We start from the raw sequence: 19,780 nt of genomic DNA, 5'->3' as shown, positions 1-19,780 counted from the left end.
CATTATTTTGATTTAAGATCACATTCCTCCAGGGGAATGATTTTCGTTTTATGCTTGATTTTATAGCCGAACCATAGGGCGAAAAATAAAATTAAGCCAATGTAGGAAACAAACATTGAATTCCAGTCGATTCCATCGCTGCTGAAAGCTTGATAGCCTTGTCCGATGATAATGATAAGGCAAAGGACAAGTGCGAATATAGGCCCGAATGGGAAGCCTTTTGCTCGGAATGGTAAAGCATTCATATCAAGGCCTTGAGCTGCGTAAGCTTTGCGGAATCGATAATGGGCAACCGCGATCCCGACCCAGGTGACGAATCCCGCCATGCCTGAAGCGTTCAATAACCAGATATAAACCACGCCATCACCGAAAAATGAAGCTAAGAATGCAACGCAGCCTACTAAAGAAGTCACGATAAGTGCATTCACGGGTACTCCTCTTTTATCTAACTTGCCTAGGAATTTCGGTGCTTTCCCATCACGTGCCAAGTCCCATAGCATACGGGTTGAAGCGTACATGCCAGAGTTACCGGCAGAGAGTACGGATGATAGAATGATCGCGTTCATGATGGATGCAGCAAATGCAAGGCCTGCCCGTTCAAATACAAGCGTGAATGGACTTACGGCAACATCTTCACTCAATAAACGTGAATCGGTAAACGGAATGATCATTCCAATTACAAAAATGGCAAGGATATAGAATAAGATGATGCGCCAGAAAACGGATCTGATCGCCTTTGGGATATTTTTTTCTGGATCCTCACTTTCACCAGCAGTCACTCCAAGCAATTCCGTTCCTTGGAATGAAAAGCCGGCAGCCATGAATACGCCCAGGATCGTGAAGAACCCACCGTTAAAGGGACCTTCGCCCATTGTGAAATTTGAAAAACCAATTGGGTCTTTCCCACCCATGATCCCGAGAATGATCAGTACACCCGTGATCAAGAAAATGACGACTGTCACGACTTTGATCATGGCAAACCAGAATTCTGCCTCCCCGAAACCTTTAACTGACATGTAATTGATAAGAAACATAGTGATTAATGCAATGGCACTCCAGATAATTGAAGGACTATCCGGGAACCAGAACTTCATAATTAAGACAACGGCTGCCAATTCAGCGGCAATGGTGATTGCCCAGTTATACCAGTAGTTCCAACCAATCGCAAAACCGAAAGACGGATCGACGAATTTGGATGCATAGACACGGAATGAACCGGCCACTGGCATGAACGCTGCCATTTCTGCAAGACTTGTCATTAAGTAATAAACCATGATGCCGATGACTGCGTATGCCACCAAGGCACCGCCGGGACCGGCTGAATGAATGGCACCGCCACTTGCTAAAAATAAACCTGTTCCAATCGTTCCACCTAATGAAATCATCATTAAATGACGCGCTTTCAGGCTCCTTTTCAGTTCAGTAGGGCTTGATGCTGATTGTGAATTTGACAATTGATGTTACACTCCTTTTTATTGGAAGGGAACGAAAAATAAAAAACAGCAGTCGAAAAAGATCGACGGCTGTTTATAATAAACCCGTTTATCCTTCCGAAGATAGCTCCCCACGCTTTTTTGAAAAAGCGTGACAGTGGTGTTCCTGTTCGGTAACACCGCCAGCAAGAATATACATGGAATATACCCTTACTTCGGCAATTTATCCTTTCAAACGGAGTCTTGAATTTTCCAGAATCTCGTCCGTTTTACTTTTATAAGCTGCAGCCTCTAACTCATCGGTAAATGAGGAAGTATTCAATTTTCTAAAATCGTTGCGCCAGCTTGTAAGTGACGTCAGACGATAGTTCTCATGAAATTCATGCAATCGCTAATAGATTGCTAGTAATTGAGTAAACTTTACTATATCAAAATTATAAAATAATCTCATGAATATCGCAATGATTATTTTATGTGGTTATTTTTTCCTAGTTAATGAATGATGGCGGCAAGGAAGAATTCAAATGGCTATATACCAAAATAAAGCATGGAGATCATTAAACGGTCCTTCTTTTTATAAGGGCGTAGTCCAGTTTTACATGTTTGACCACCTCAGGATTCTCAAATAGGTCCACAGCCATTTTCCCAATCCATTCCAGCGGCAAGGAAATGGTCGTGATGTCGAGCATTTCACCCAGGCTATCATTATTGAAACCGAGAATGGCCACATCCTCCGGGACCCTTATACCCGATTTCTTAGCGGTGAGAATGAAGCCAGCCGCCGTGTCATCATTCGTGATGATGATGGCTTCAGGTTTATCCATCATCGAATTCCATTCCTGAAACAATTGTTCACCGTCTTTGATGTGATAACTGCCTTCAAACAGCCATTCTTTATTGTTTATCAGTTGATGTTTACTCATGATATCGTTAAAGGCCTTTGTACGATGGGAACTATTTCTGCTCTTTTTACGGCCGAGGCTGTATCCGATTTTCTTATATCCTTTAGCAATCACGTACTCAAGGGCACAGGAGAAAGCTGCATAATGATCAATGCTGATGGATGAGAATTCAGCCTGGGCCGTATCTTCACACAAAATGATTGGTCCGTATTTTTGATATTCCAAAAGGATTTTCATTTCCGAAATCCTTGAACAAACGATAATGCCATCGAGCTGCTTCATTTGCAGCATATTAAAAGCCTCGATTTCCTTCTCTCTGTCATAGTTTGTTTGAAAGATGACGATATGACAGCCAATTGCATTTGCCTGTTTAGTGATTCCGTTAACGATTGCCCCGTAATATGGGTGATTGTTGAAGGGGATGATGATGCCGATAAGATTGGTTTTACCTTTTGAAAGATGAATGGCATTTATGTTTCTCGTATAATTCAAACGATCGATGGCCTCCAAGACGCTCTTTCTTTTATCTGGGCTTACATATGGATGATCATTCAATACACGGGACACTGTTGAGACAGATACACCGGCACATTGAGCTATTTCTTTAATATTTGTCATGGTATCACCGTTTTTTCTTTTTTTATATTGTACAGTATGAAACCCATTTCAGGGCAAGAGGACAGTGTGGGGCTGCTGAAGATTTCTTCAAATAAGGTCTTGTTCTGGTATGGGTTTCATCCTTTAAGATTGTTTTAAGTCTTAGAGGAGGAGGAGACCATGATGTTCCAAACTTTAATCACCCTTTTTGTGCTTTGCGGAATCGAATTGGGATTTGCGTACTTGGCAATTTCCTTGAAAAAGTGAGTGGCAATGCACATGGAATGCGTAAAATCAGCGTTTACTCGTGAATTTTGGCACTTTACTCGTAAAATCAGCGCATTTACCCGTGAATTTCACAACGTTCCGAAATAGCCCCCATAGTTTATATTCACCATTAGAACCCCACAATATAAATATAACTTCAGAGTTTGTTTCATGTACGGCATGACCAACTGTCAGGAAGCTCCCCAGTAGAGATTCCTGACAGTTTTTTCATGTGTGAAAGTCATTGTCCTTTTTGAAGTGTTTGAAAAAATAGTTGCACTTTTTTGTATATTTGTGTATAGTATGAAATAAGTTGTATAGAGGAAACTTTTTAGCGTTTACGACAATGTAAAAATTTTTACACTTATTTTTGCACATGGCAAACTATTTTAGAAAGAGGAAAAAGGGAGGGAGTATGGATGGGTTTTCTGAAATCTATTGGGAGCGTGATTGCTGCATTGCTGATTTTAGCGGGGTGTGGCAATGATACGGTTGGAAGTGATAAAGGCAATGGTAAGCTGAATATCATTGCAACAACGGGAATGATTGGAGATTTGGTTGAGAATATCGGCGGTAAACATGTCGAGGTCACCAGTTTAATGGGTCCGGGAGTCGACCCCCATCTATATAAAGCGACACAGGGTGATGTTAAGACACTGGATTCGGCTGATATGATTTTTTATAACGGTGTGCATCTTGAAGGGAAAATGACGGATATATTTGAAATGATGAGCAAGGATAAACCGACGATTGCCGTAACGGAGGGCTTCAAGGGGAACCAACTTCGCAAAGTGAGTGCATCGGAACATGATCCCCACGTATGGTTTGATGTTAAGCTTTGGATCGTTGCGGCGGAGGCAGTGGAGAAAGAATTGATTGCCAATGATCCGGACCATGAAGCAGAGTTTCGCGAAAATTATGAAGAGTACGTTCTGCAATTGGAGGAACTCGATAAATATGTTCAAGACGAAATTAATAAAATACCAAAAAATCAGCGGGTGCTCGTTACAGCACATGATGCTTTTGGGTACTACGGTCAGTCATACGGCCTGGACGTAAGAGGGCTCCAAGGGATCAATACATTATCGGAATATGGATCAAAAGATGTGACGGATATGCGGAATTATCTTGTGAAGAACAAAATTAAAGCGATTTTCATTGAGTCAAGCGTACCAAGGAAGGCCATCGAGGCTGTCATTCAAGGAGCAGATAAGCAGGGTCACAAAGTGAAAATCGGCGGTGAATTGTTCTCGGATGCCATGGGTGAAAAAGGGACGGAAGAAGGAACGTATATCGGAATGGTCCGTCATAATACCGATACAATCGTCCGTGCTTTGAAATAAGGGGGAGAAACTATGAATCTAGCAGCTTTGAAGGTCGAGAATTTAACGATTGCTTATCATAAGAAGCCTGTTATCGAAGATGTCTCATTTGAGGTGCCGGAAGGGAATTTAATCGGGATCATTGGCCCCAATGGAGCAGGGAAGTCCACATTGATAAAGGGGATACTCGAATTGATCCCCAAAATATCAGGGCAAATCACAATAAGGGGTTCTACTTATAAATCGATGAGGAAGAGTATCGGCTATGTACCACAACGGGAGTCAGTGGATTGGGATTTTCCGACCAACGCACTCGATGTCGTGATGATGGGCAGATATGGTCATCTCGGCTGGTTGAAGCGACCAGGTAAGTCCGAAAGGCAGAAGGGGATGGAGTGCCTGGAAAAGGTAGGGATGTCTGAATATGCTAACCGCCAGATCAGCCAGCTATCAGGTGGACAGCAGCAACGGATATTCCTGGCCCGTGCATTGGCACAGGAAGCGGATATTTATTTTATGGATGAACCGTTCGTAGGGGTGGATGCCGCAACAGAGAAAGCAATCATACAATTGCTGATGGAATTGAAGGAAAAAGGCAAAACCGTTCTAGTTGTGCACCATGATCTATCGACCGTGAAGGAATATTTCGACTGGACGATGTTATTGAATAAAAAGGTGATGAAAATAGGTCCGACGGAGGAAGTATTCATTCCAGAACACTTACAGGCAACATATGGAGGCCGCTTAGCGATACTATCAGACACGAAATCCGGCCTTTTATTAAAATGAGGTGTACATGATGAACATACTGGCTATTATTACTGATCCAAATACAAGGTGGATATTGCTTGGCACGATGTTCCTCGGATTAAGCAGCGGGGTCATCGGCAGCTTTGCCTACCTCAGAAAACAATCTTTGCTTGGCGATACGCTCGCACATGCAGCGTTACCCGGTATCTGTGTCGCCTTCATTTTAACTGGAGTGAAATCCACTTCTTATTTTCTAATAGGTGCGGCCCTGGCTGGCTTAGTGGCTGTCTTCTTGATCAGTGTGCTTACGAGATACAGTAAGATCAAGCAGGATGCGGCCTTGGGAATCGTCTTATCTTCCTTCTTTGGCTTCGGAATTGTCATGCTTACACAGATTCAGCAGAGTGAGTATGGAAACCAGAGTGGATTGGATACCTTTTTATTCGGGCAGACGGCGTCAATGGTCATGTCCGATGTATATATGATGATGACGGTTTCCTTTTTTCTCATTTTCACTTGTACCGTATTTTTTAAAGAATTCAAATTACTGTCCTTCGACCCTGGGTTTGCTAAGGGGATGGGATTGCCGGTTGTTTTTCTGGATTATTTCATCATGATGCTGATCGTGGCAGCTGTGGTGATCGGTATCCAGGCTGTAGGTGTCGTATTGATGGCTTCTTTACTGATTACGCCTGCGGTTTCTGCGAGGTATTGGACTGAGCGGCTTCATATCATGGTCATCCTGTCTGGCATATTCGGAATGTTGAGCGGTGTGTCTGGAACGTTGATCAGTACTTCGGTCAATGATTTGCCAACAGGACCGTTAATTGTCTTATCCGCGACGGTATGGTTTTTCTTTTCCATGCTATTTGCACCTAAACGCGGAGTGCTTTCATCTATATGGAGAAGGGGATCGACGAAAAAGAAATATTCTCTCGAACAGAATAGAAGGAAAGGGAGCCACTCATCATGAATGATTTTTGGATTATTTTAGTCGGAGCATTGGTGGCGAGTGCTTGCAGTGTATTGGGATGTTTTTTGATAGTCAGGAAATTGACGTTGATTGGGGATGCCATCAGTCATTCCGTTTTGCCCGGAATCGTATTGGCATTTTTAATAACCGGGACTCGTGACTCTGTTCCGATGCTGATAGGGGCAGCTGCGCTCGGCTTGCTCACCGTATTCTTGATCCAGCTTTTCCAATCGTCGGGCGTTCAATCTGACGCAGCGATCGGGATTGTATTCACTTCCCTTTTTGCAACGGGGATCGTACTCGTGAGCTTGTTTACGCAACAAATAGATTTTGACCTGGAACATGTCCTTTATGGCGAAATAGCCTATTCTCCCTGGAACACGATGACAATCGCGGGAATCGAAGCTGGACCAAAAGCTGTTTGGATTGTCGGCAGTTGCTTTATCCTGAACCTCATACTGATCTTCCTTTTCTTCAAACAGTTTAAACTCGTGTCATTTGATCCATCACTTGCGGCTGCAATGGGAATTCCTGTACTGTTCTTTCATTACTTATTGATGAGCCTCATTTCCCTGACAACTGTAGCTTCTTTTGATAGTGTAGGTTCCATTTTAGTAGTTGGAATGCTCATCATACCCGCGGCAACGGCTTATCTGCTGTCAGATCGCTTAAGCCGCATGATATGGGCCAGTATCGGGGTCGGGGTGCTAAGTTCCGTCATCGGCTACTTTTCAGCCACCATTTTGGATGCCTCGATATCAGGTTGCATGGTGGGATCGGCCGCCATATTATTCGGATTGGCCTTTCTCTTCTCCCCAAGCCATGGATTGGTCAGCAGATTGCTGAAACGAAGAAAATCAAAGGAATCACATGCATAATTCCCCCTGCCTACAGGCTTCATGGAAATAACTCCAAGAAGCCTTTAAACAATTCTTCGATATAGTTGTGATTTTATTTGTTTAAAGTATAATGAATAAGTGTATTTATAGATGTTTCGCAGGAGCCTTTTTAAGGGAGAGTTAAGTATGGAAGAACAAAATAAATTTTCATCTCGAATAGATTTTTCTTTGGTCACAATATTGCTGTTATTATGCGTTGGAAGTTGCTTAGCAATCTATAGTGCCCAAACGACTGGACAGTACGCTGAAAACTTCTTAATTAAACAAATTTTTTGGTATATAGTGGGGGTTGGAATCGTATTAGGGTTCATCACACTAGATTCGGACCAACTGAAAAAAATTTCTTGGTACGCCTATGGATTCGGATTGTTTTTGCTATTTTTGCTGATCATTATGCCAAGTAGCATCGTACCTAATATAAATGGTGCAAGAAGCTGGTTCAAAATTCCGGGAGTCGGTTCGATTCAGCCATCGGAATTCATGAAGGTTTTCCTGATTTTGGCTCTAGCCAATGTCATATCGAACCACCATCTCAAAAACACGCTGAAAACGATTCAAACGGATATCTGGCTGCTTATTAAAATCGGTCTTGTGACAGGTGCCCCCTTAATGTTAATCATGCAACAGCCGGATTTGGGTACCGCGCTTGTCATCCTGTCAATCATGCTCGGAATGATTTTCATTTCAGGGGTAACATGGAGGATCCTCCTGCCGATCGTTTCGGGAGGAATTGTCGTCGCTTCAACGGTCCTGTACTTTGTCCTTTGGAAGCCGGAGATCCTGGAAAAATATCTAGGGGTAAAATCCTATCAATTCGGCCGTATCTATTCTTGGCTGGATCCATATAATTATGCCAGCTCCGAAGGGTATCACTTAACCAGATCCTTACTGGCCATCGGTTCCGGCCAGACCACAGGCAAGGGAATCGGTTCGAGGGAAGTGTATTTGCCTGAGAGCCATTCGGATTTCATTTTCAGCATCATCGGTGAAGAATTCGGCTTCATCGGATCAAGCATCATTATTTCCTTGTTTTTCCTGTTGATTTATCATATTACAAAAACGGGAATGGACACGAAAAATAACTTCTATACATATATCTGTGTTGGTGTTATAAGCATGTTGACGTTCCACGTCTTTCAAAATATCGGCATGACGGTAGGGCTTTTGCCGATTACGGGGATTCCGCTTCCATTCATCAGTTATGGAGGAAGCTCGCTAATGGGGAACATGATGGCCATGGGCTTAATATTCAGCATTCGGTATCACTATAAGAAGTATATGTTTTCAACGGATATCTAAAAATAAAGCCGGCCCCCATGGGCCGGCTTTACTTGTAGCTCAAAAACAAAAGGAGCAGAATTCACCCCCCTCAATGTTTGCTTATTGAATGTTCGTTCCAGATGGAAATTGATTTTTATAACCGGAAAATTGTTGATACGATTGGTTTAAGCTTGTTGCTTGCGCCTTTTCTAAACTATACCAGCCTTTTTCGAACATAATGTTATAGAGTTCTCGCTGCATTTCCTGATTTTCTTTGGAAACGGAGAAAATGTCTTGGAATAATGCTTGGTTACTCATCTCATGCAGGGCAACGGAAAGGGAGTTGCAAAAGTACTTTTCAGTTGTGAGCATATCATTTATAAAATCCCTGTCATTCATTTGCGGTGTCTTTGCCACGGGAGATTCAGGATTTTGGACTTTGTTTTCATTGGGCATCAAGAACACTCCTTTACTGGTATTGTTGTTGAACCTGGTTTTGGTCCGGGTTCAAATGTTTCAAAATGGTATCGTAATGGCGTTGATGCATGAGTCCGCACCGATTTAACGCATCAATGATTTGCGGGTCCTTGCACTGTGTGGCAAAAAAATGTGCTTTTTTAACCGCATTAAGATTCCATGCAAGCATATCGGTTAAGTATAGGCTATCTTTCACCGAAACCATTTCCGGCGGCTGTTTCATAAAGCCGGTGGATTGCTGTTGGCTATTAAACGAATTTTGCTGTTCCATCATTCTACCTCCTTACGTGTTCTTTAAACGAGCTTAATTTTCCCTTTATGAATTTTTTTATTCTTGATTCTAAATATCTGAAAAATGAATTAAATGGTAAAGTAATCTTGTGCATCTATTTTCCAAAATGATTTGGGAGGGGAATGCAGATGGAAAGAATTTTGAAAAATCTATTCCTTTTTTTATCAAAGAATAAAGGCATGACAAAGGCAGCGAAAAAATACGGGCTGCGGTTTGGGGCATCTCGTTTCGTGGCAGGGGAATCCTTGGATATGGCATGTGAAGTGATTGCAGATCTTAACCGGAAAGGGCTTGCTGTCACCATTGATTATTTAGGTGAATTCATTGAGGATGAACAAGAAGCAAGGAAGATGGCAGCTGAGTGCATCGAAGCGATCCGCATGATCGGCACAAATGAACTGGATTCACAGTTATCACTTAAGCTGACCTCGATGGGCCTGGATGTATCTGAACGAGTCGTAATGAATAACATGCGGAGGATATTAGATGAAGCTAAAGCCCATCGTGTTTTCGTGACGCTTGATATGGAAGATTTTCCGCGCTGTCAGCCGACTTTGGATGTATTCAAAAACCTTAAGTCTGAATATAATGAATTGGGGACTGTCATCCAAGCATATCTGTATCGGACTGAGAAGGATATCGAGGAATTGGATGCATACCAGCCGAATCTAAGACTTGTTAAAGGAGCTTATAAAGAACCGAGGGAAGTGGCCTTTCCCGAGAAAAAAGATGTGGATGAGAATTTCAAGAAAATCATCAAGAAGCATATGCAAAATGGCCATTACACAGCCGTTGCCACACATGATGATAAAATCATTGATTATACGAGGGACTTGGTCAAAGATCAGGGAATTCCCCTGGATTGTTTTGAGTTTCAAATGTTATATGGCATCCGCACTGAAAAGCAGCTTGAACTTGCTAAAGAAGGATATAAGGTAAGGGTGTATGTTCCATATGGTACGGATTGGTATGGATATTTCATGCGCCGCCTTGCGGAGAGACCGGCCAATATTGCTTTCGTTTTAAAAGGCCTATTCAAGAAATAGATACGAGAGCCGCCCCGGAAAAGAGACGGCTGTTCAAATTAAGAAGGATTATCTTTTGAACTGATTGTTCTGGCTGTTCACTTTATTGATTCCATGTTGACGTTCGGCGCCAGGTCCGGCATTGCCTTTAACGCTTGCTGCGCTCACGGCTGCTTTAGAAGGGTTATCTTTACGCTTCATTATATAAGTCACCTCCTGCCCGATTATTTTTAGCTGAATGGAGGAGAAATAACCTTAAGAACCCAGAGAAAAAAATATTTTTTTCCTGTTTAATCATTGCGGAATTTCCAAATATATTCTATATTAGTAATAAGAAAAAATATTCAAATTTTTTTGAATTAAAAATGAATGAGCATTCATTCAATAAATTGCGTAAGGGGGATATAAACTTGGTTCGACAAATACGAAAGGCTGCTGTTCTAGGGTCAGGAGTTATGGGATCAGGGATTGCTGCACACCTTGCTAACATCGGCATTCCGACTTTACTATTGGATATTGTACCTCGTGAACTCACTGAGGACGAAAAGAAAAAGGGACTGACATTAGATAATAAACAAGTGCGTAACCGCATCAGCCAAACTGCGATTACGAAACTTTTAAAACAGAAACCAGCTCCGCTTTCGGTTAAGGGAAACATTGCGTTGATCGAGGCGGGAAACCTGGAAGATGATATAAGTCGTTTAAAGGATGTCGATTGGATCATCGAAGTGGTTGTTGAGAAGCTTGAGGTTAAGCAAAGTGTGTTTGCCCAGGTTGATCAGCATCGTAAACCGGGAAGCATCGTTTCATCGAATACATCCGGAATTTCAATCGAAGCGATGGCAGAAGGCCGTTCGGAGGATTTTCAAAAGCACTTCCTGGGAACCCACTTCTTCAATCCGCCGCGTTATCTTAAATTGTTGGAGATCATCCCTACTAAAGCAACTTCACCAGAAGTGCTCGGATTCATGAAACGATTCGGGGAAGATGTACTGGGAAAAGGTGTCGTCGAAGCCAAGGATACTCCTAACTTCATCGCAAACCGCATTGGAACTTATGGATTATTGGTCACTTTGCGTGAAATGCAAAAAGGCGGATACAGTGTTGGTGAGGTCGATTCGGTTACAGGTCCTTTGATTGGGAGGGCTACTAGCGCTACTTTCCGGACACTTGATGTAGTTGGATTGGATACCTTTGCACATGTTGCCAGAAACGTATATGACCAGGTGGATGGAGAAGAAAAAGAGGTTTTCAAAATACCTGATTTCATGAATGAAATGCTTAAAAATGGGTGGCTTGGAAGCAAGTCAGGCCAAGGTTTTTTCTTGAAAAAAGGCAAGGAAATCCTTGAACTGAATCCCGAAACCCTTGAATATGATGCACGAAAACGATTAAAAACGCCTTCCATCGAAATGGCTAAACAGGCCAAGGGCTTGGAAAATAAAATGAAAGCGCTTGTTTATAGCGAAGACCGTGCCGGCCAATTACTTTGGAATGTTCTGAATCCGGCACTTGTGTATTCTGCCCAGCTGCTTGGGGACATCGCGGATGACATCGTGGCGATCGATCAAGCGATGAAATGGGGCTTCGGATGGTCCACAGGTCCCTTTGAAACCTGGGATGCGATAGGGATAGAAAAATCGGTAGCCCGAATGGAAGCGGAAGACATCGCCGTTCCGCAATGGGTGAAGGATATGATCGCTAAAGGCTTCAGTTCTTTCTATAAAGAAGAAAATGGCATTGTTCACTATTATGATGATGGTGAATATAAAGAACTTGTCGAAAATCCTAAAGTGATCAATCTTAAAGCGACCAAGAAGCAAAAAGGCGTAATCAAGAAAAACAGTGGTGCAAGCTTGATGGATATTGGCGATGGAGTGGCTCTTCTTGAATTCACTTCACCGAATAATGCAATCGGTCTGGATATCATACAAATGATCAATGCGGCGGTCGAAGAAGCGGAAGCGAATTTTAAAGGCCTGGTCATCGGAAACCAAGGAAAGAATTTCTGTGTAGGCGCTAATATTGCAATGATGCTGATGGAAGCGCAGGATGACAATATTCTTGAACTTGATATGGTCATCAGCCAATTCCAAAAGGCGATGCTGAAAATTAAGTACAGTGCAGTTCCCGTAGTGGTTGCCCCGTTTAATATGACACTTGGCGGGGGTGCTGAAGTGTCACTTCCGGCAGCGCGCATCCAGGCAACGACTGAAACATATATGGGATTAGTGGAAGCTGGCGTAGGGTTGATTCCAGGCGGCGGCGGAACTAAAGAGCTTTATGTGAAGACTTTGAAGAATATGCCGAAGGGCGTCGACTTCGACTTACAGAAAGTGGCCAACCAAGTATTTGAAACGGTCGCCATGGCAAAAGTTTCGACATCAGCCGAGGAAGCGAGAGAGAATAATTTCCTTAATATAGCTGATGGAATAAGCGTGAATGCGGATCATCAGCTATATGATGCGAAACAGGCGGTACTTTCCATGCATGAACAAGGTTATACCGCTCCAGCCCGCACAAAGATTCCTGTCGTAGGTGAAACTGGATATGCCACACTTCTATTAGGGGCGGAATCCATGCGCCTTTCAGGATTCTTATCAGATCATGACCTTGTCATAGCCAAAGAGCTTGCATACGTCCTGTCAGGAGGAAAACTCCCATTTGGCACGGAAGTAGATGAACAGTATATCTTGAATCTAGAAAAGCAGGCATTCCTAAAACTGATTTCGACTCCGAAATCCCAGGCAAGGATGCAGCACATGCTTGTTAAAGGTAAACCGCTCCGTAATTGATGAATAGATGATATGGCAAAAAACGAAGATTAATAGATCGATAGCTTAAAAATGAGTAAGGGGGATCCTCATGAAAGAAGCGGTAATAGTAGCTGGAGCAAGGACTCCGGTAGGAAGAGCGAAAAAAGGTTCTCTTGCTAGTGTACGTCCTGATGATTTAGGGGCTCTTGTTGTAAAGGAAACGTTAAAGCGGGCAGGGAATTATGAAGGCAACATAGATGACCTGATTATCGGTTGTGCAATGCCTGAAGCGGAGCAAGGATTGAACATGGCGCGTAACATTGGAGCATTGGCAGGATTGCCTTATTCAGTACCGGCCATAACGATTAATCGTTACTGTTCAAGCGGGTTGCAAAGTATCGCTTATGGAGCGGAAAGAATCATGCTCGGCCAAAGTGATACAGTCATTGCAGGCGGAGCGGAGTCCATGAGCCTTTTGCCTATGATGGGCCATGTAACACGTCCGAACGCGAGACTTGCGGAAACGGCACCGGAATATTATATGGGCATGGGACATACTGCTGAAGCCGTTGCGAAAAAATACGGCATTTCCCGTGAAGATCAAGATGCATTTTCTGTTAGAAGTCATCAAAAGGCTGCTAAGGCCATTGCAGAAGGAAAGTTTTCCGATGAGATCGTACCGGTTGAAGTGACCCTCCGTTCAGTGGGACCAGATCTTAAATTAAAGGAAAAGTCATTTGCTTTTACACAGGATGAGGGCGTTCGTCCAGGCACGACTGCTGAAGTGTTGAAAAAACTGAGACCCGCATTCTCTGTTACAGGATCCGTAACAGCAGGGAATTCATCACAAACGAGTGATGGTGCAGCCGCGGTCATGGTCATGGATAGGGAAAAGGCCTCTTCATTAGGGATGAAACCAATGGGTAAGTTCCTTTCCTTTGCAGTAGCAGGAGTACCGCCTGAAATTATGGGCATCGGACCGATTGCAGCCATTCCTAAGGCTTTGAAACTAGCAGGTCTTGAGTTATCGGATATTGGTTTATTTGAATTGAATGAAGCCTTTGCTTCCCAATCCATCCAAATCATTCGTGAGCTCGGATTGAATGAAGAGATTGTCAATGTAAATGGCGGAGCCATCGCTTTAGGCCATCCACTAGGATGTTCGGGAGCAAAATTGACATTAAGCCTGCTTCATGAAATGAAGCGCAGGAACCAACAGTTCGGAGTCGTGACAATGTGCATCGGCGGCGGAATGGGTGCTGCTGGAGTATTTGAATTATTGGCGTAATCCCACGCCTCCCGGAATCTCATGCTTCCGGCGGGCTTACCATCTTAAATACTTAGGAGGAAATAACATGTCAAATCAAACTACAGATAACCTCATTAAAGGCGGAGCTTTTTTAGTAGAAGATATTACGTATGATCAAGTGTTTACACCGGAAGATTATTCTGATGAGCATAAAATGATCGCCAAAACTGCCGAGGATTTCGTAGTGAATGAAATTCTGCCGCAGGTTGAACATTTAGAAAACCATGAATTTGACCGTTCCGTTAAATTACTGAAGCATGCAGGAGAAATCGGTTTACTTGGTGCTGATGTTCCTGAGGAATACAGCGGATTGGGTCTTGATAAAATCAGTTCGGCATTGATCACGGAAAAAATGGCGCTTGCAGGCGGGTTCGGAATTACACATGGTGCACATGTAGGTATCGGATCTTTGCCGATCGTATTATTCGGGAATGAAGAACAAAAGAAAAAATACCTCCCTTTACTGGCGACAGGTGAGAAGATTGCTGCGTATGCCTTAACGGAACCAAGCTCAGGTTCAGATGCCTTGGGAGCAAAAACGACGGCGAAATTGAATCCAGAAGGAACACACTATATTTTAAACGGTGAAAAACAATGGATTACAAATGCAGGTTTTGCAGATGTCTTCTGTGTATACGCCAAAATCGACGGCGAACAATTCTCGGCTTTCATTGTTGAGCGTGATTATAAAGGCGTATCAACTGGCGCTGAAGAAAAGAAAATGGGAATCAAAAGCTCATCAACACGTACATTAATACTTGAAGACGTACATGTACCAGTCGAAAACCTTTTGGGTGTAGCCGGAAAAGGGCATGTCATCGCTTTCAATATCCTGAATATCGGCCGCTATAAATTAGGCGTTGGTGCGGTCGGCGGATCTAAACGTGCTCTTGAGATTACAGCTGCTTATACGAATCAACGTCAACAGTTCAAAACGAAAATTTCCGATTTTAACTTGACGAAAGAAAAACTTGCAACAATGGCCGCTAAAATTTATGCAGCAGAAAGCTCTGTATATCGTACCGTTGGCCTTTATGATCAAAGACAAAGCAAATTGACGGATGAGCAAGTGAAAGATGGGAAATCAATGGCGGCCGCAGTTGCTGAATATGCCATTGAGTGTTCATTGAATAAATTCTTCGCTTCCGAAGTATTGGATTATGTTACAGATGAAGGCGTACAGCTTCATGGCGGTTATGGTTTCATGCAGGAGTATGAAATTGAAAAAGCATATCGCGATTCCCGTATTAACCGGATCTTTGAAGGTACAAATGAAATCAACCGATTGCTTGTCCCGGGAACTTTCCTGAAAAAAGCACTTAAAGGGGAATTGCCGCTTCTTCAAAAAGCCCAAGGCCTGCAAGAGGAATTAATGATGATGATGCCGGAAGAGCCTGGCGATGAGCCACTGGCACAAGAAAAGATACTTGTTAGGAACGCTAAGAAAATCGGTATTTTGGCGGCTGGCCTAGCGGCACAGAAATACGGCAAAACTCTTGATCAAGAACAAGAAATCCTCTCAAACATTGCCGATATCGTATCCCTTGCCTATGCAGCTGAATCCGTGGTATTGCGTACGGAGAAAGCTATTGCAGCTACAGGCCTGGAGAAGAACAAACAAAAAGTGCTTTACACTGAAATCTTCGTTCAGGAAGCTTTCAATGAAATAGAACAGCATGCAAAAGAAACGTTAATTGCGGTGGAAACAGGCGATACTCTTCGAATCATGCTTTCGTCGCTCCGCAAGCTGACAAGACACAATCCGATCAATGTCATTGCGAAAAAACGTGAAGCCTCCGTAAAAGTGATCGAAGCGGAAAAATATGCTCTATAAGCAATGAATCAGAATCTGTAAAGGGAATGCCCGTAAAGGCATTCCCTTTATTTCCTTTGATGAAATCGCAACGGAAATTCAAAAGACATTTCGTTGTATTGCGTGCTGAAAACGGGTATTCTATTGATAGGTGGTGAAATGATGGGCTTAACATTATATTGGTACCCAAAATGCGGCACATGCCGTAATGCGAAGAAGTGGCTGGATAATCATGAACTGCAATATGAAGCGATCCATATAGCTGAAAATCCGCCTTCGCGAACAGAAATAGAAAAACTATATAAAATCAGCAATTTGGAATTGAAGAAGTTCTTCAATACCAGCGGTCAAAAATATCGGGAGCTGGGCTTAAAGGATAAGCTGAAAGAAGCTTCTGAAGCAGAGATGCTTGATATATTGTCCACGGATGGAATGCTTCTGAAAAGGCCGATTGTTACAGATGGCACTAAAGTGACGGTAGGTTTCAAAGAAGAGCAATTCGAACAGGTTTGGAACTGAAATTTCACAAAATATTTGGTTAATTCCTTACTTAAACACACTATCTACCTTATAATGAAATAGATAAAATAAGATGTACATATGGAGGGTTAATAATGACGACAACACCAAAAGAACTTCGTTACACTAAAGAACATGAATGGGTCAAAACGGAAGATGGAACAGTGCGCATTGGGATTACAGCTTTCGCACAGTCCGAGCTTGGGGACATCGTATTCGTTGAGCTTCCGGAAATCGGCGATGAATTGAAAGCGAACGAACCATTTGGAAGTGTTGAATCCGTTAAGACAGTTTCTGAGCTTTATGCACCTATCAGTGGCAAGGTTGTTGAAGTAAACGAAGATTTAAGTGACAACCCGGAATATGTAAATGAGTCTCCTTATGAAAAGGCATGGATGGTCGTACTTGAACCATCTAATAGCAGTGATATTGAAAACTTGATGAGCGCTGAAGAGTATGAGAGTTTAATCAACGGTTAAAAAGAAGGAGAGGGGGGACTGAATGGGCCTGCTCTCTTTTTCATTTTATACAGCGGCAGTTGCGCACATAATTCATGAGATGGAGTGATGACATGGAGTGGGGCGAATTCGATAAAGTGATTATTGTAGAAGGCAGTTCCGATAGAAGAAAAGTTGCCTCCGTTTTAAATGAAGATGTGGAAATAAGATGTACAAATGGGACCATATCATTAACTAAGCTGGATGAATTAGTGGATGAATTGATGGATCGTGATGTTTATCTCCTTTTTGACGCAGATGAATCAGGAGAAAAGCTGCGGAAGCAGTTCCGAAGGGAAATGCCGGAAGCAAACCACCTGTATATTAATAAAATGTACAAAGAAGTGGAAAGCTCACCCGAACATCATATCGCAACTGTGCTACTATCTGCCAATATGAATGTGAAAATGAAATTTTTAAGTCAAAGGGTGAACGACTAATTGATGCAGGAATGGAAAGAAGAAGAGTGTAAGCTTGCTGTTGAAAATGGGGAAACCTTTTGCTTATATTTATATACGCCTTTATGCGGCACTTGTCAGGTTGCCTCCAAGATGCTGACGATATCCTTGGAGCTGTTCCCGGAATTGAAGGCAGGCAAAATGAATATGAACTATGTCCAAGCAATTGCCGAATCATATGAAATCGAAAGTGTGCCCTGTTTATTGCTTTTCAAAAAAGGAAAGCTGCACACAAAAATATATGCCTTTCAATCCGTTCCTTATTTGTACGGATTGCTTAAGGAAATCAGCTAAGAAACCAATCAGAACCGTGGTTGGTTTCTTTGTTGCGGACATTTGAATGCGAGATTGGAATTAAACAAAGAATATTCTAACAATTCATTGACTGATTTATTCTAAAATGATATATTTTGAATTAAGTAATGGCAGAATTTAATAGTTCTTATCAAGAGTGGCGGAGGGACTGGCCCGACGAAGCCCGGCAACCGGTATAAATTTTATATACGGTGCTAATTCCAGCAGAGTGTTGGCTCTGGTAGATGAGGTGTGTTCTTGAGACCTCTTCTTGTTGAAGTGGTTTTTTTGTTTATAAAAGGCCAGATATCATAAAATTCCAACTAAATCCATAGAAAAAGGTGAAACCATATGTCAGGGAAAAAGTTGCGTTTTGAAACATTGAGTGTTCATGGCGGTCTGCAAACTGATGAAACAGGTGCCCGTGCCGTTCCTATCTACCAAAGCAATGCATACTTGTTCAAAGACACCGACCATGCAGCGAATTTATTTGGCCTAAAGGAGAATGGCTATATATATACACGGCTTCATAATCCCACGGTCAGCGTTTTTGAAGAAAGAATGGCCTTATTGGAAGGTGGCATCGGCGGATTGGCAACAGCAAGCGGAATGGCTGCCATCTCACTTTCAATCCTGAACATTGCCGGTGCAGGTGATGAGATTGTTTCAGCCTCTACATTATATGGCGGTACGTATAACCTTTTTGAAAATACTCTTCCTAAATATGGGATCAAAGTGAGGTTCGTTTCTCCCGATGACCCTGAAAATTTCAAAAGGGCGATTACGCCAAGAACTAAAGCCATTTTTGCCGAAACGATCGGTAATCCAAGTTTGAGGGTGCTTGATATTGAAGCGGTAGCGAAAATCGCCCATGAAGCCGGCATACCTTTAATCATTGATAATACCTTTGCAACACCATATCTTTGCAGACCAATTGATTTTGGCGCGGACATCGTCATCCATTCCGCTACAAAATGGCTTCTGGGAAATGGAACGACACTAGGCGGTGTCATCGTGGATGGAGGGAAGTTCGATTGGAACTCGCCAAACTACCCTGGCTTCACGGAGCCTGACCCAAGTTATGACGGTCTGGTATATGCCGAGGCAGTTGGACCTGCCGCATTCATAACGAAAGCCCGAGTCCAGTTACTTCGTGATTTAGGCCCTGCGCTAAGTGCCCAAAGTGCATTCCAGTTTACGCTTGGACTTGAAACGCTGCATGTAAGGATGAAAGAGCATCTATCAAACACCAAGTCTGTCATTGAATATTTAAAAAACCATCCTGCCGTGACTTGGGTTTCGCATCCTGGTGATGAGGATCATCCCGATAAGGCCCTTGCGGATAAATATTTGCCTAAGGGAGCTGGATCTGTCGTGACTTTTGGAATACAAGGTAATCGCGAAGCTGGGGCAAAACTTATCAATTCGGTGGAATTATGGTCCCATGTGGCGAATGTAGGGGATGCGAAGAGCTTGATCATCCACCCAGCCAGTACGACCCATCAACAATTGAATGAGGCGGGTCTTGCGAAAGCGGGTGTAAGTGCCGATCAAGTCCGTTTATCAATTGGGATTGAAAATGTAGACGACTTAATAGAAGATTTAGAGCAGGCAATTGAAAAAGCGACGAATATCGTCTCCTTGACTTCCAAAACGCTTTAAGCAGAGTTCCTGTTCATTCTTGAACTAGAAATAATATACATTGCGCTCCTTTTTTATCTATGATAAAATTTCTCCATACTAAAGAACTTAATGATGTACAAATATTCTATATATTAGCTCTTATCAAGAGAGGTGGAGGGATGTGCCCGATGAAACCCGGCAACCGACAAGGAGATTTCCTTGGAAAGGTGCCAATTCACACAAAGTTTAATTACTTTGGAAGATGAGAGAAAGGCCTGTTTCTTCACCTGCCTTTCTGCTCATGCAGAAAGGTT

Annotated in this window: 19 protein-coding genes and 3 riboswitches; of the genes, 14 read left to right on the top strand and 5 right to left on the bottom strand. The window is 42.8% G+C overall.

Annotated elements, in window-relative coordinates:
- Positions 1–2: 2 nt before the first annotated feature.
- Positions 3–1,454 carry an amino acid permease gene (locus JNUCC41_RS07100; RefSeq protein WP_228467561.1) on the bottom strand — a complete coding sequence of 484 codons (1,452 nt, stop codon included), beginning with the start codon at positions 1,452–1,454 and terminating at the stop codon, positions 3–5.
- A gap of 95 nt (positions 1,455–1,549) precedes the next feature.
- Positions 1,550–1,735, bottom strand: a riboswitch (Lysine riboswitch).
- A gap of 255 nt (positions 1,736–1,990) precedes the next feature.
- Complete coding sequence (locus tag JNUCC41_RS07095) at positions 1,991–2,953, bottom strand: LacI family DNA-binding transcriptional regulator (protein WP_192206999.1); 963 nt, start codon at positions 2,951–2,953, stop codon at positions 1,991–1,993.
- A 665-nt stretch (positions 2,954–3,618) separates the two neighbouring features.
- Between JNUCC41_RS07095 and JNUCC41_RS07090 the strand changes: the two genes are divergently transcribed.
- From JNUCC41_RS07090 to rodA, 5 genes are all read left to right on the top strand, one after another.
- Complete coding sequence (locus JNUCC41_RS07090; RefSeq protein ID WP_192206997.1) at positions 3,619–4,542, top strand: metal ABC transporter solute-binding protein, Zn/Mn family; 924 nt, start codon at positions 3,619–3,621, stop codon at positions 4,540–4,542.
- A gap of 12 nt (positions 4,543–4,554) precedes the next feature.
- Positions 4,555–5,310: a metal ABC transporter ATP-binding protein gene (locus JNUCC41_RS07085; RefSeq protein WP_192206995.1), complete on the top strand. Its 756-nt coding sequence runs from the start codon at positions 4,555–4,557 to the stop codon at positions 5,308–5,310.
- 7 nt (positions 5,311–5,317) lie between these two features.
- Positions 5,318–6,244 carry a metal ABC transporter permease gene (locus JNUCC41_RS07080; RefSeq protein ID WP_192206993.1) on the top strand — a complete coding sequence of 309 codons (927 nt, stop codon included), beginning with the start codon at positions 5,318–5,320 and terminating at the stop codon, positions 6,242–6,244.
- Positions 6,241–7,122 carry a metal ABC transporter permease gene (locus tag JNUCC41_RS07075; RefSeq protein ID WP_286182398.1) on the top strand — a complete coding sequence of 294 codons (882 nt, stop codon included), beginning with the start codon at positions 6,241–6,243 and terminating at the stop codon, positions 7,120–7,122. Before JNUCC41_RS07080 ends, JNUCC41_RS07075 begins: the two co-directional genes overlap by 4 nt.
- A 147-nt stretch (positions 7,123–7,269) precedes the next feature.
- Complete coding sequence (gene rodA / locus JNUCC41_RS07070; RefSeq protein WP_192206991.1) at positions 7,270–8,442, top strand: rod shape-determining protein RodA; 1,173 nt, start codon at positions 7,270–7,272, stop codon at positions 8,440–8,442.
- Between the two features lie 81 nt (positions 8,443–8,523).
- Here rodA and JNUCC41_RS07065 read toward each other — a convergent pair whose 3' ends face one another.
- Together JNUCC41_RS07065 and JNUCC41_RS07060 are read right to left on the bottom strand one after the other, a co-directional pair.
- On the bottom strand, positions 8,524–8,859 hold the full coding sequence (locus JNUCC41_RS07065; protein WP_192206989.1) for a spore coat protein: 336 nt from the start codon (positions 8,857–8,859) through the stop codon (positions 8,524–8,526).
- Between the two features lie 13 nt (positions 8,860–8,872).
- On the bottom strand, positions 8,873–9,151 hold the full coding sequence (locus JNUCC41_RS07060) for a hypothetical protein (protein WP_192206987.1): 279 nt from the start codon (positions 9,149–9,151) through the stop codon (positions 8,873–8,875).
- A gap of 149 nt (positions 9,152–9,300) precedes the next feature.
- Between JNUCC41_RS07060 and JNUCC41_RS07055 the strand changes: the two genes are divergently transcribed.
- Positions 9,301–10,218 carry a proline dehydrogenase family protein gene (locus JNUCC41_RS07055; RefSeq protein WP_192206985.1) on the top strand — a complete coding sequence of 306 codons (918 nt, stop codon included), beginning with the start codon at positions 9,301–9,303 and terminating at the stop codon, positions 10,216–10,218.
- Positions 10,219–10,266: 48 nt separating this feature from the next.
- Here the strand turns inward: JNUCC41_RS07055 and JNUCC41_RS07050 are convergent, their stop codons facing one another.
- Entirely contained in the window at positions 10,267–10,401 is a 135-nt protein-coding gene (locus tag JNUCC41_RS07050; RefSeq protein ID WP_072273724.1) for a YuzL family protein, read from the bottom strand.
- A gap of 206 nt (positions 10,402–10,607) precedes the next feature.
- On the opposite strand from JNUCC41_RS07050, the gene JNUCC41_RS07045 reads away from it, so the two are divergent.
- From JNUCC41_RS07045 to JNUCC41_RS07010, 8 genes are all read left to right on the top strand, one after another.
- Positions 10,608–12,992, top strand: coding sequence for a 3-hydroxyacyl-CoA dehydrogenase/enoyl-CoA hydratase family protein (locus tag JNUCC41_RS07045; protein ID WP_192206983.1), 2,385 nt, complete (start codon positions 10,608–10,610; stop codon positions 12,990–12,992).
- Between the two features lie 70 nt (positions 12,993–13,062).
- On the top strand, positions 13,063–14,241 hold the full coding sequence (locus JNUCC41_RS07040; RefSeq protein WP_192206981.1) for an acetyl-CoA C-acetyltransferase: 1,179 nt from the start codon (positions 13,063–13,065) through the stop codon (positions 14,239–14,241).
- Positions 14,242–14,308: 67 nt separating this feature from the next.
- Positions 14,309–16,096 carry an acyl-CoA dehydrogenase FadE gene (locus tag JNUCC41_RS07035; protein WP_192206979.1) on the top strand — a complete coding sequence of 596 codons (1,788 nt, stop codon included), beginning with the start codon at positions 14,309–14,311 and terminating at the stop codon, positions 16,094–16,096.
- Positions 16,097–16,237: 141 nt separating this feature from the next.
- Complete coding sequence (locus JNUCC41_RS07030) at positions 16,238–16,594, top strand: arsenate reductase family protein (protein WP_192206978.1); 357 nt, start codon at positions 16,238–16,240, stop codon at positions 16,592–16,594.
- A gap of 95 nt (positions 16,595–16,689) precedes the next feature.
- On the top strand, positions 16,690–17,073 hold the full coding sequence (gene gcvH / locus JNUCC41_RS07025) for a glycine cleavage system protein GcvH (RefSeq protein ID WP_034310122.1): 384 nt from the start codon (positions 16,690–16,692) through the stop codon (positions 17,071–17,073).
- 92 nt (positions 17,074–17,165) lie between these two features.
- Positions 17,166–17,531 carry a toprim domain-containing protein gene (locus tag JNUCC41_RS07020; protein ID WP_048688210.1) on the top strand — a complete coding sequence of 122 codons (366 nt, stop codon included), beginning with the start codon at positions 17,166–17,168 and terminating at the stop codon, positions 17,529–17,531.
- A gap of 3 nt (positions 17,532–17,534) precedes the next feature.
- Entirely contained in the window at positions 17,535–17,843 is a 309-nt protein-coding gene (locus JNUCC41_RS07015) for a thioredoxin family protein (protein ID WP_192208074.1), read from the top strand.
- Between the two features lie 145 nt (positions 17,844–17,988).
- A riboswitch (SAM riboswitch) is annotated at positions 17,989–18,095 on the top strand.
- 99 nt (positions 18,096–18,194) lie between these two features.
- On the top strand, positions 18,195–19,505 hold the full coding sequence (locus JNUCC41_RS07010; RefSeq protein ID WP_192206976.1) for an O-acetylhomoserine aminocarboxypropyltransferase/cysteine synthase family protein: 1,311 nt from the start codon (positions 18,195–18,197) through the stop codon (positions 19,503–19,505).
- A 117-nt stretch (positions 19,506–19,622) separates the two neighbouring features.
- Positions 19,623–19,735: riboswitch (SAM riboswitch) on the top strand.
- The last annotated feature ends 45 nt before the right edge of the window (positions 19,736–19,780 follow it).

Origin of the sequence: Brevibacillus sp. JNUCC-41, assembly GCF_014844095.1 — a bacterium.
Taxonomy (GTDB): Bacteria; Bacillota; Bacilli; order Bacillales; family DSM-1321; genus Peribacillus; species Peribacillus aracenensis.
This window is presented reverse-complemented; position numbering and strand designations above follow the sequence as displayed.

What these genes read in the sequence shown, in the direction of transcription:
- JNUCC41_RS07095 (WP_192206999.1), bottom strand. Translation starts at nt 2,953, where the DNA reads ATGACAAATATTAAAGAAATAGCTCAATGTGCCGGTGTATCTGTCTCA.
- JNUCC41_RS07090 (WP_192206997.1), top strand. Translation starts at nt 3,619, where the DNA reads ATGGGTTTTCTGAAATCTATTGGGAGCGTGATTGCTGCATTGCTGATT.
- JNUCC41_RS07085 (WP_192206995.1), top strand. Translation starts at nt 4,555, where the DNA reads ATGAATCTAGCAGCTTTGAAGGTCGAGAATTTAACGATTGCTTATCAT.
- JNUCC41_RS07080 (WP_192206993.1), top strand. Translation starts at nt 5,318, where the DNA reads ATGATGAACATACTGGCTATTATTACTGATCCAAATACAAGGTGGATA.
- JNUCC41_RS07075 (WP_286182398.1), top strand. Translation starts at nt 6,241, where the DNA reads ATGAATGATTTTTGGATTATTTTAGTCGGAGCATTGGTGGCGAGTGCT.
- rodA (WP_192206991.1), top strand. Translation starts at nt 7,270, where the DNA reads ATGGAAGAACAAAATAAATTTTCATCTCGAATAGATTTTTCTTTGGTC.
- JNUCC41_RS07065 (WP_192206989.1), bottom strand. Translation starts at nt 8,859, where the DNA reads ATGCCCAATGAAAACAAAGTCCAAAATCCTGAATCTCCCGTGGCAAAG.
- JNUCC41_RS07060 (WP_192206987.1), bottom strand. Translation starts at nt 9,151, where the DNA reads ATGGAACAGCAAAATTCGTTTAATAGCCAACAGCAATCCACCGGCTTT.
- JNUCC41_RS07055 (WP_192206985.1), top strand. Translation starts at nt 9,301, where the DNA reads ATGGAAAGAATTTTGAAAAATCTATTCCTTTTTTTATCAAAGAATAAA.
- JNUCC41_RS07040 (WP_192206981.1), top strand. Translation starts at nt 13,063, where the DNA reads ATGAAAGAAGCGGTAATAGTAGCTGGAGCAAGGACTCCGGTAGGAAGA.
- JNUCC41_RS07035 (WP_192206979.1), top strand. Translation starts at nt 14,309, where the DNA reads ATGTCAAATCAAACTACAGATAACCTCATTAAAGGCGGAGCTTTTTTA.
- JNUCC41_RS07030 (WP_192206978.1), top strand. Translation starts at nt 16,238, where the DNA reads ATGGGCTTAACATTATATTGGTACCCAAAATGCGGCACATGCCGTAAT.
- gcvH (WP_034310122.1), top strand. Translation starts at nt 16,690, where the DNA reads ATGACGACAACACCAAAAGAACTTCGTTACACTAAAGAACATGAATGG.
- JNUCC41_RS07020 (WP_048688210.1), top strand. Translation starts at nt 17,166, where the DNA reads ATGGAGTGGGGCGAATTCGATAAAGTGATTATTGTAGAAGGCAGTTCC.
- JNUCC41_RS07015 (WP_192208074.1), top strand. Translation starts at nt 17,535, where the DNA reads ATGCAGGAATGGAAAGAAGAAGAGTGTAAGCTTGCTGTTGAAAATGGG.
- JNUCC41_RS07010 (WP_192206976.1), top strand. Translation starts at nt 18,195, where the DNA reads ATGTCAGGGAAAAAGTTGCGTTTTGAAACATTGAGTGTTCATGGCGGT.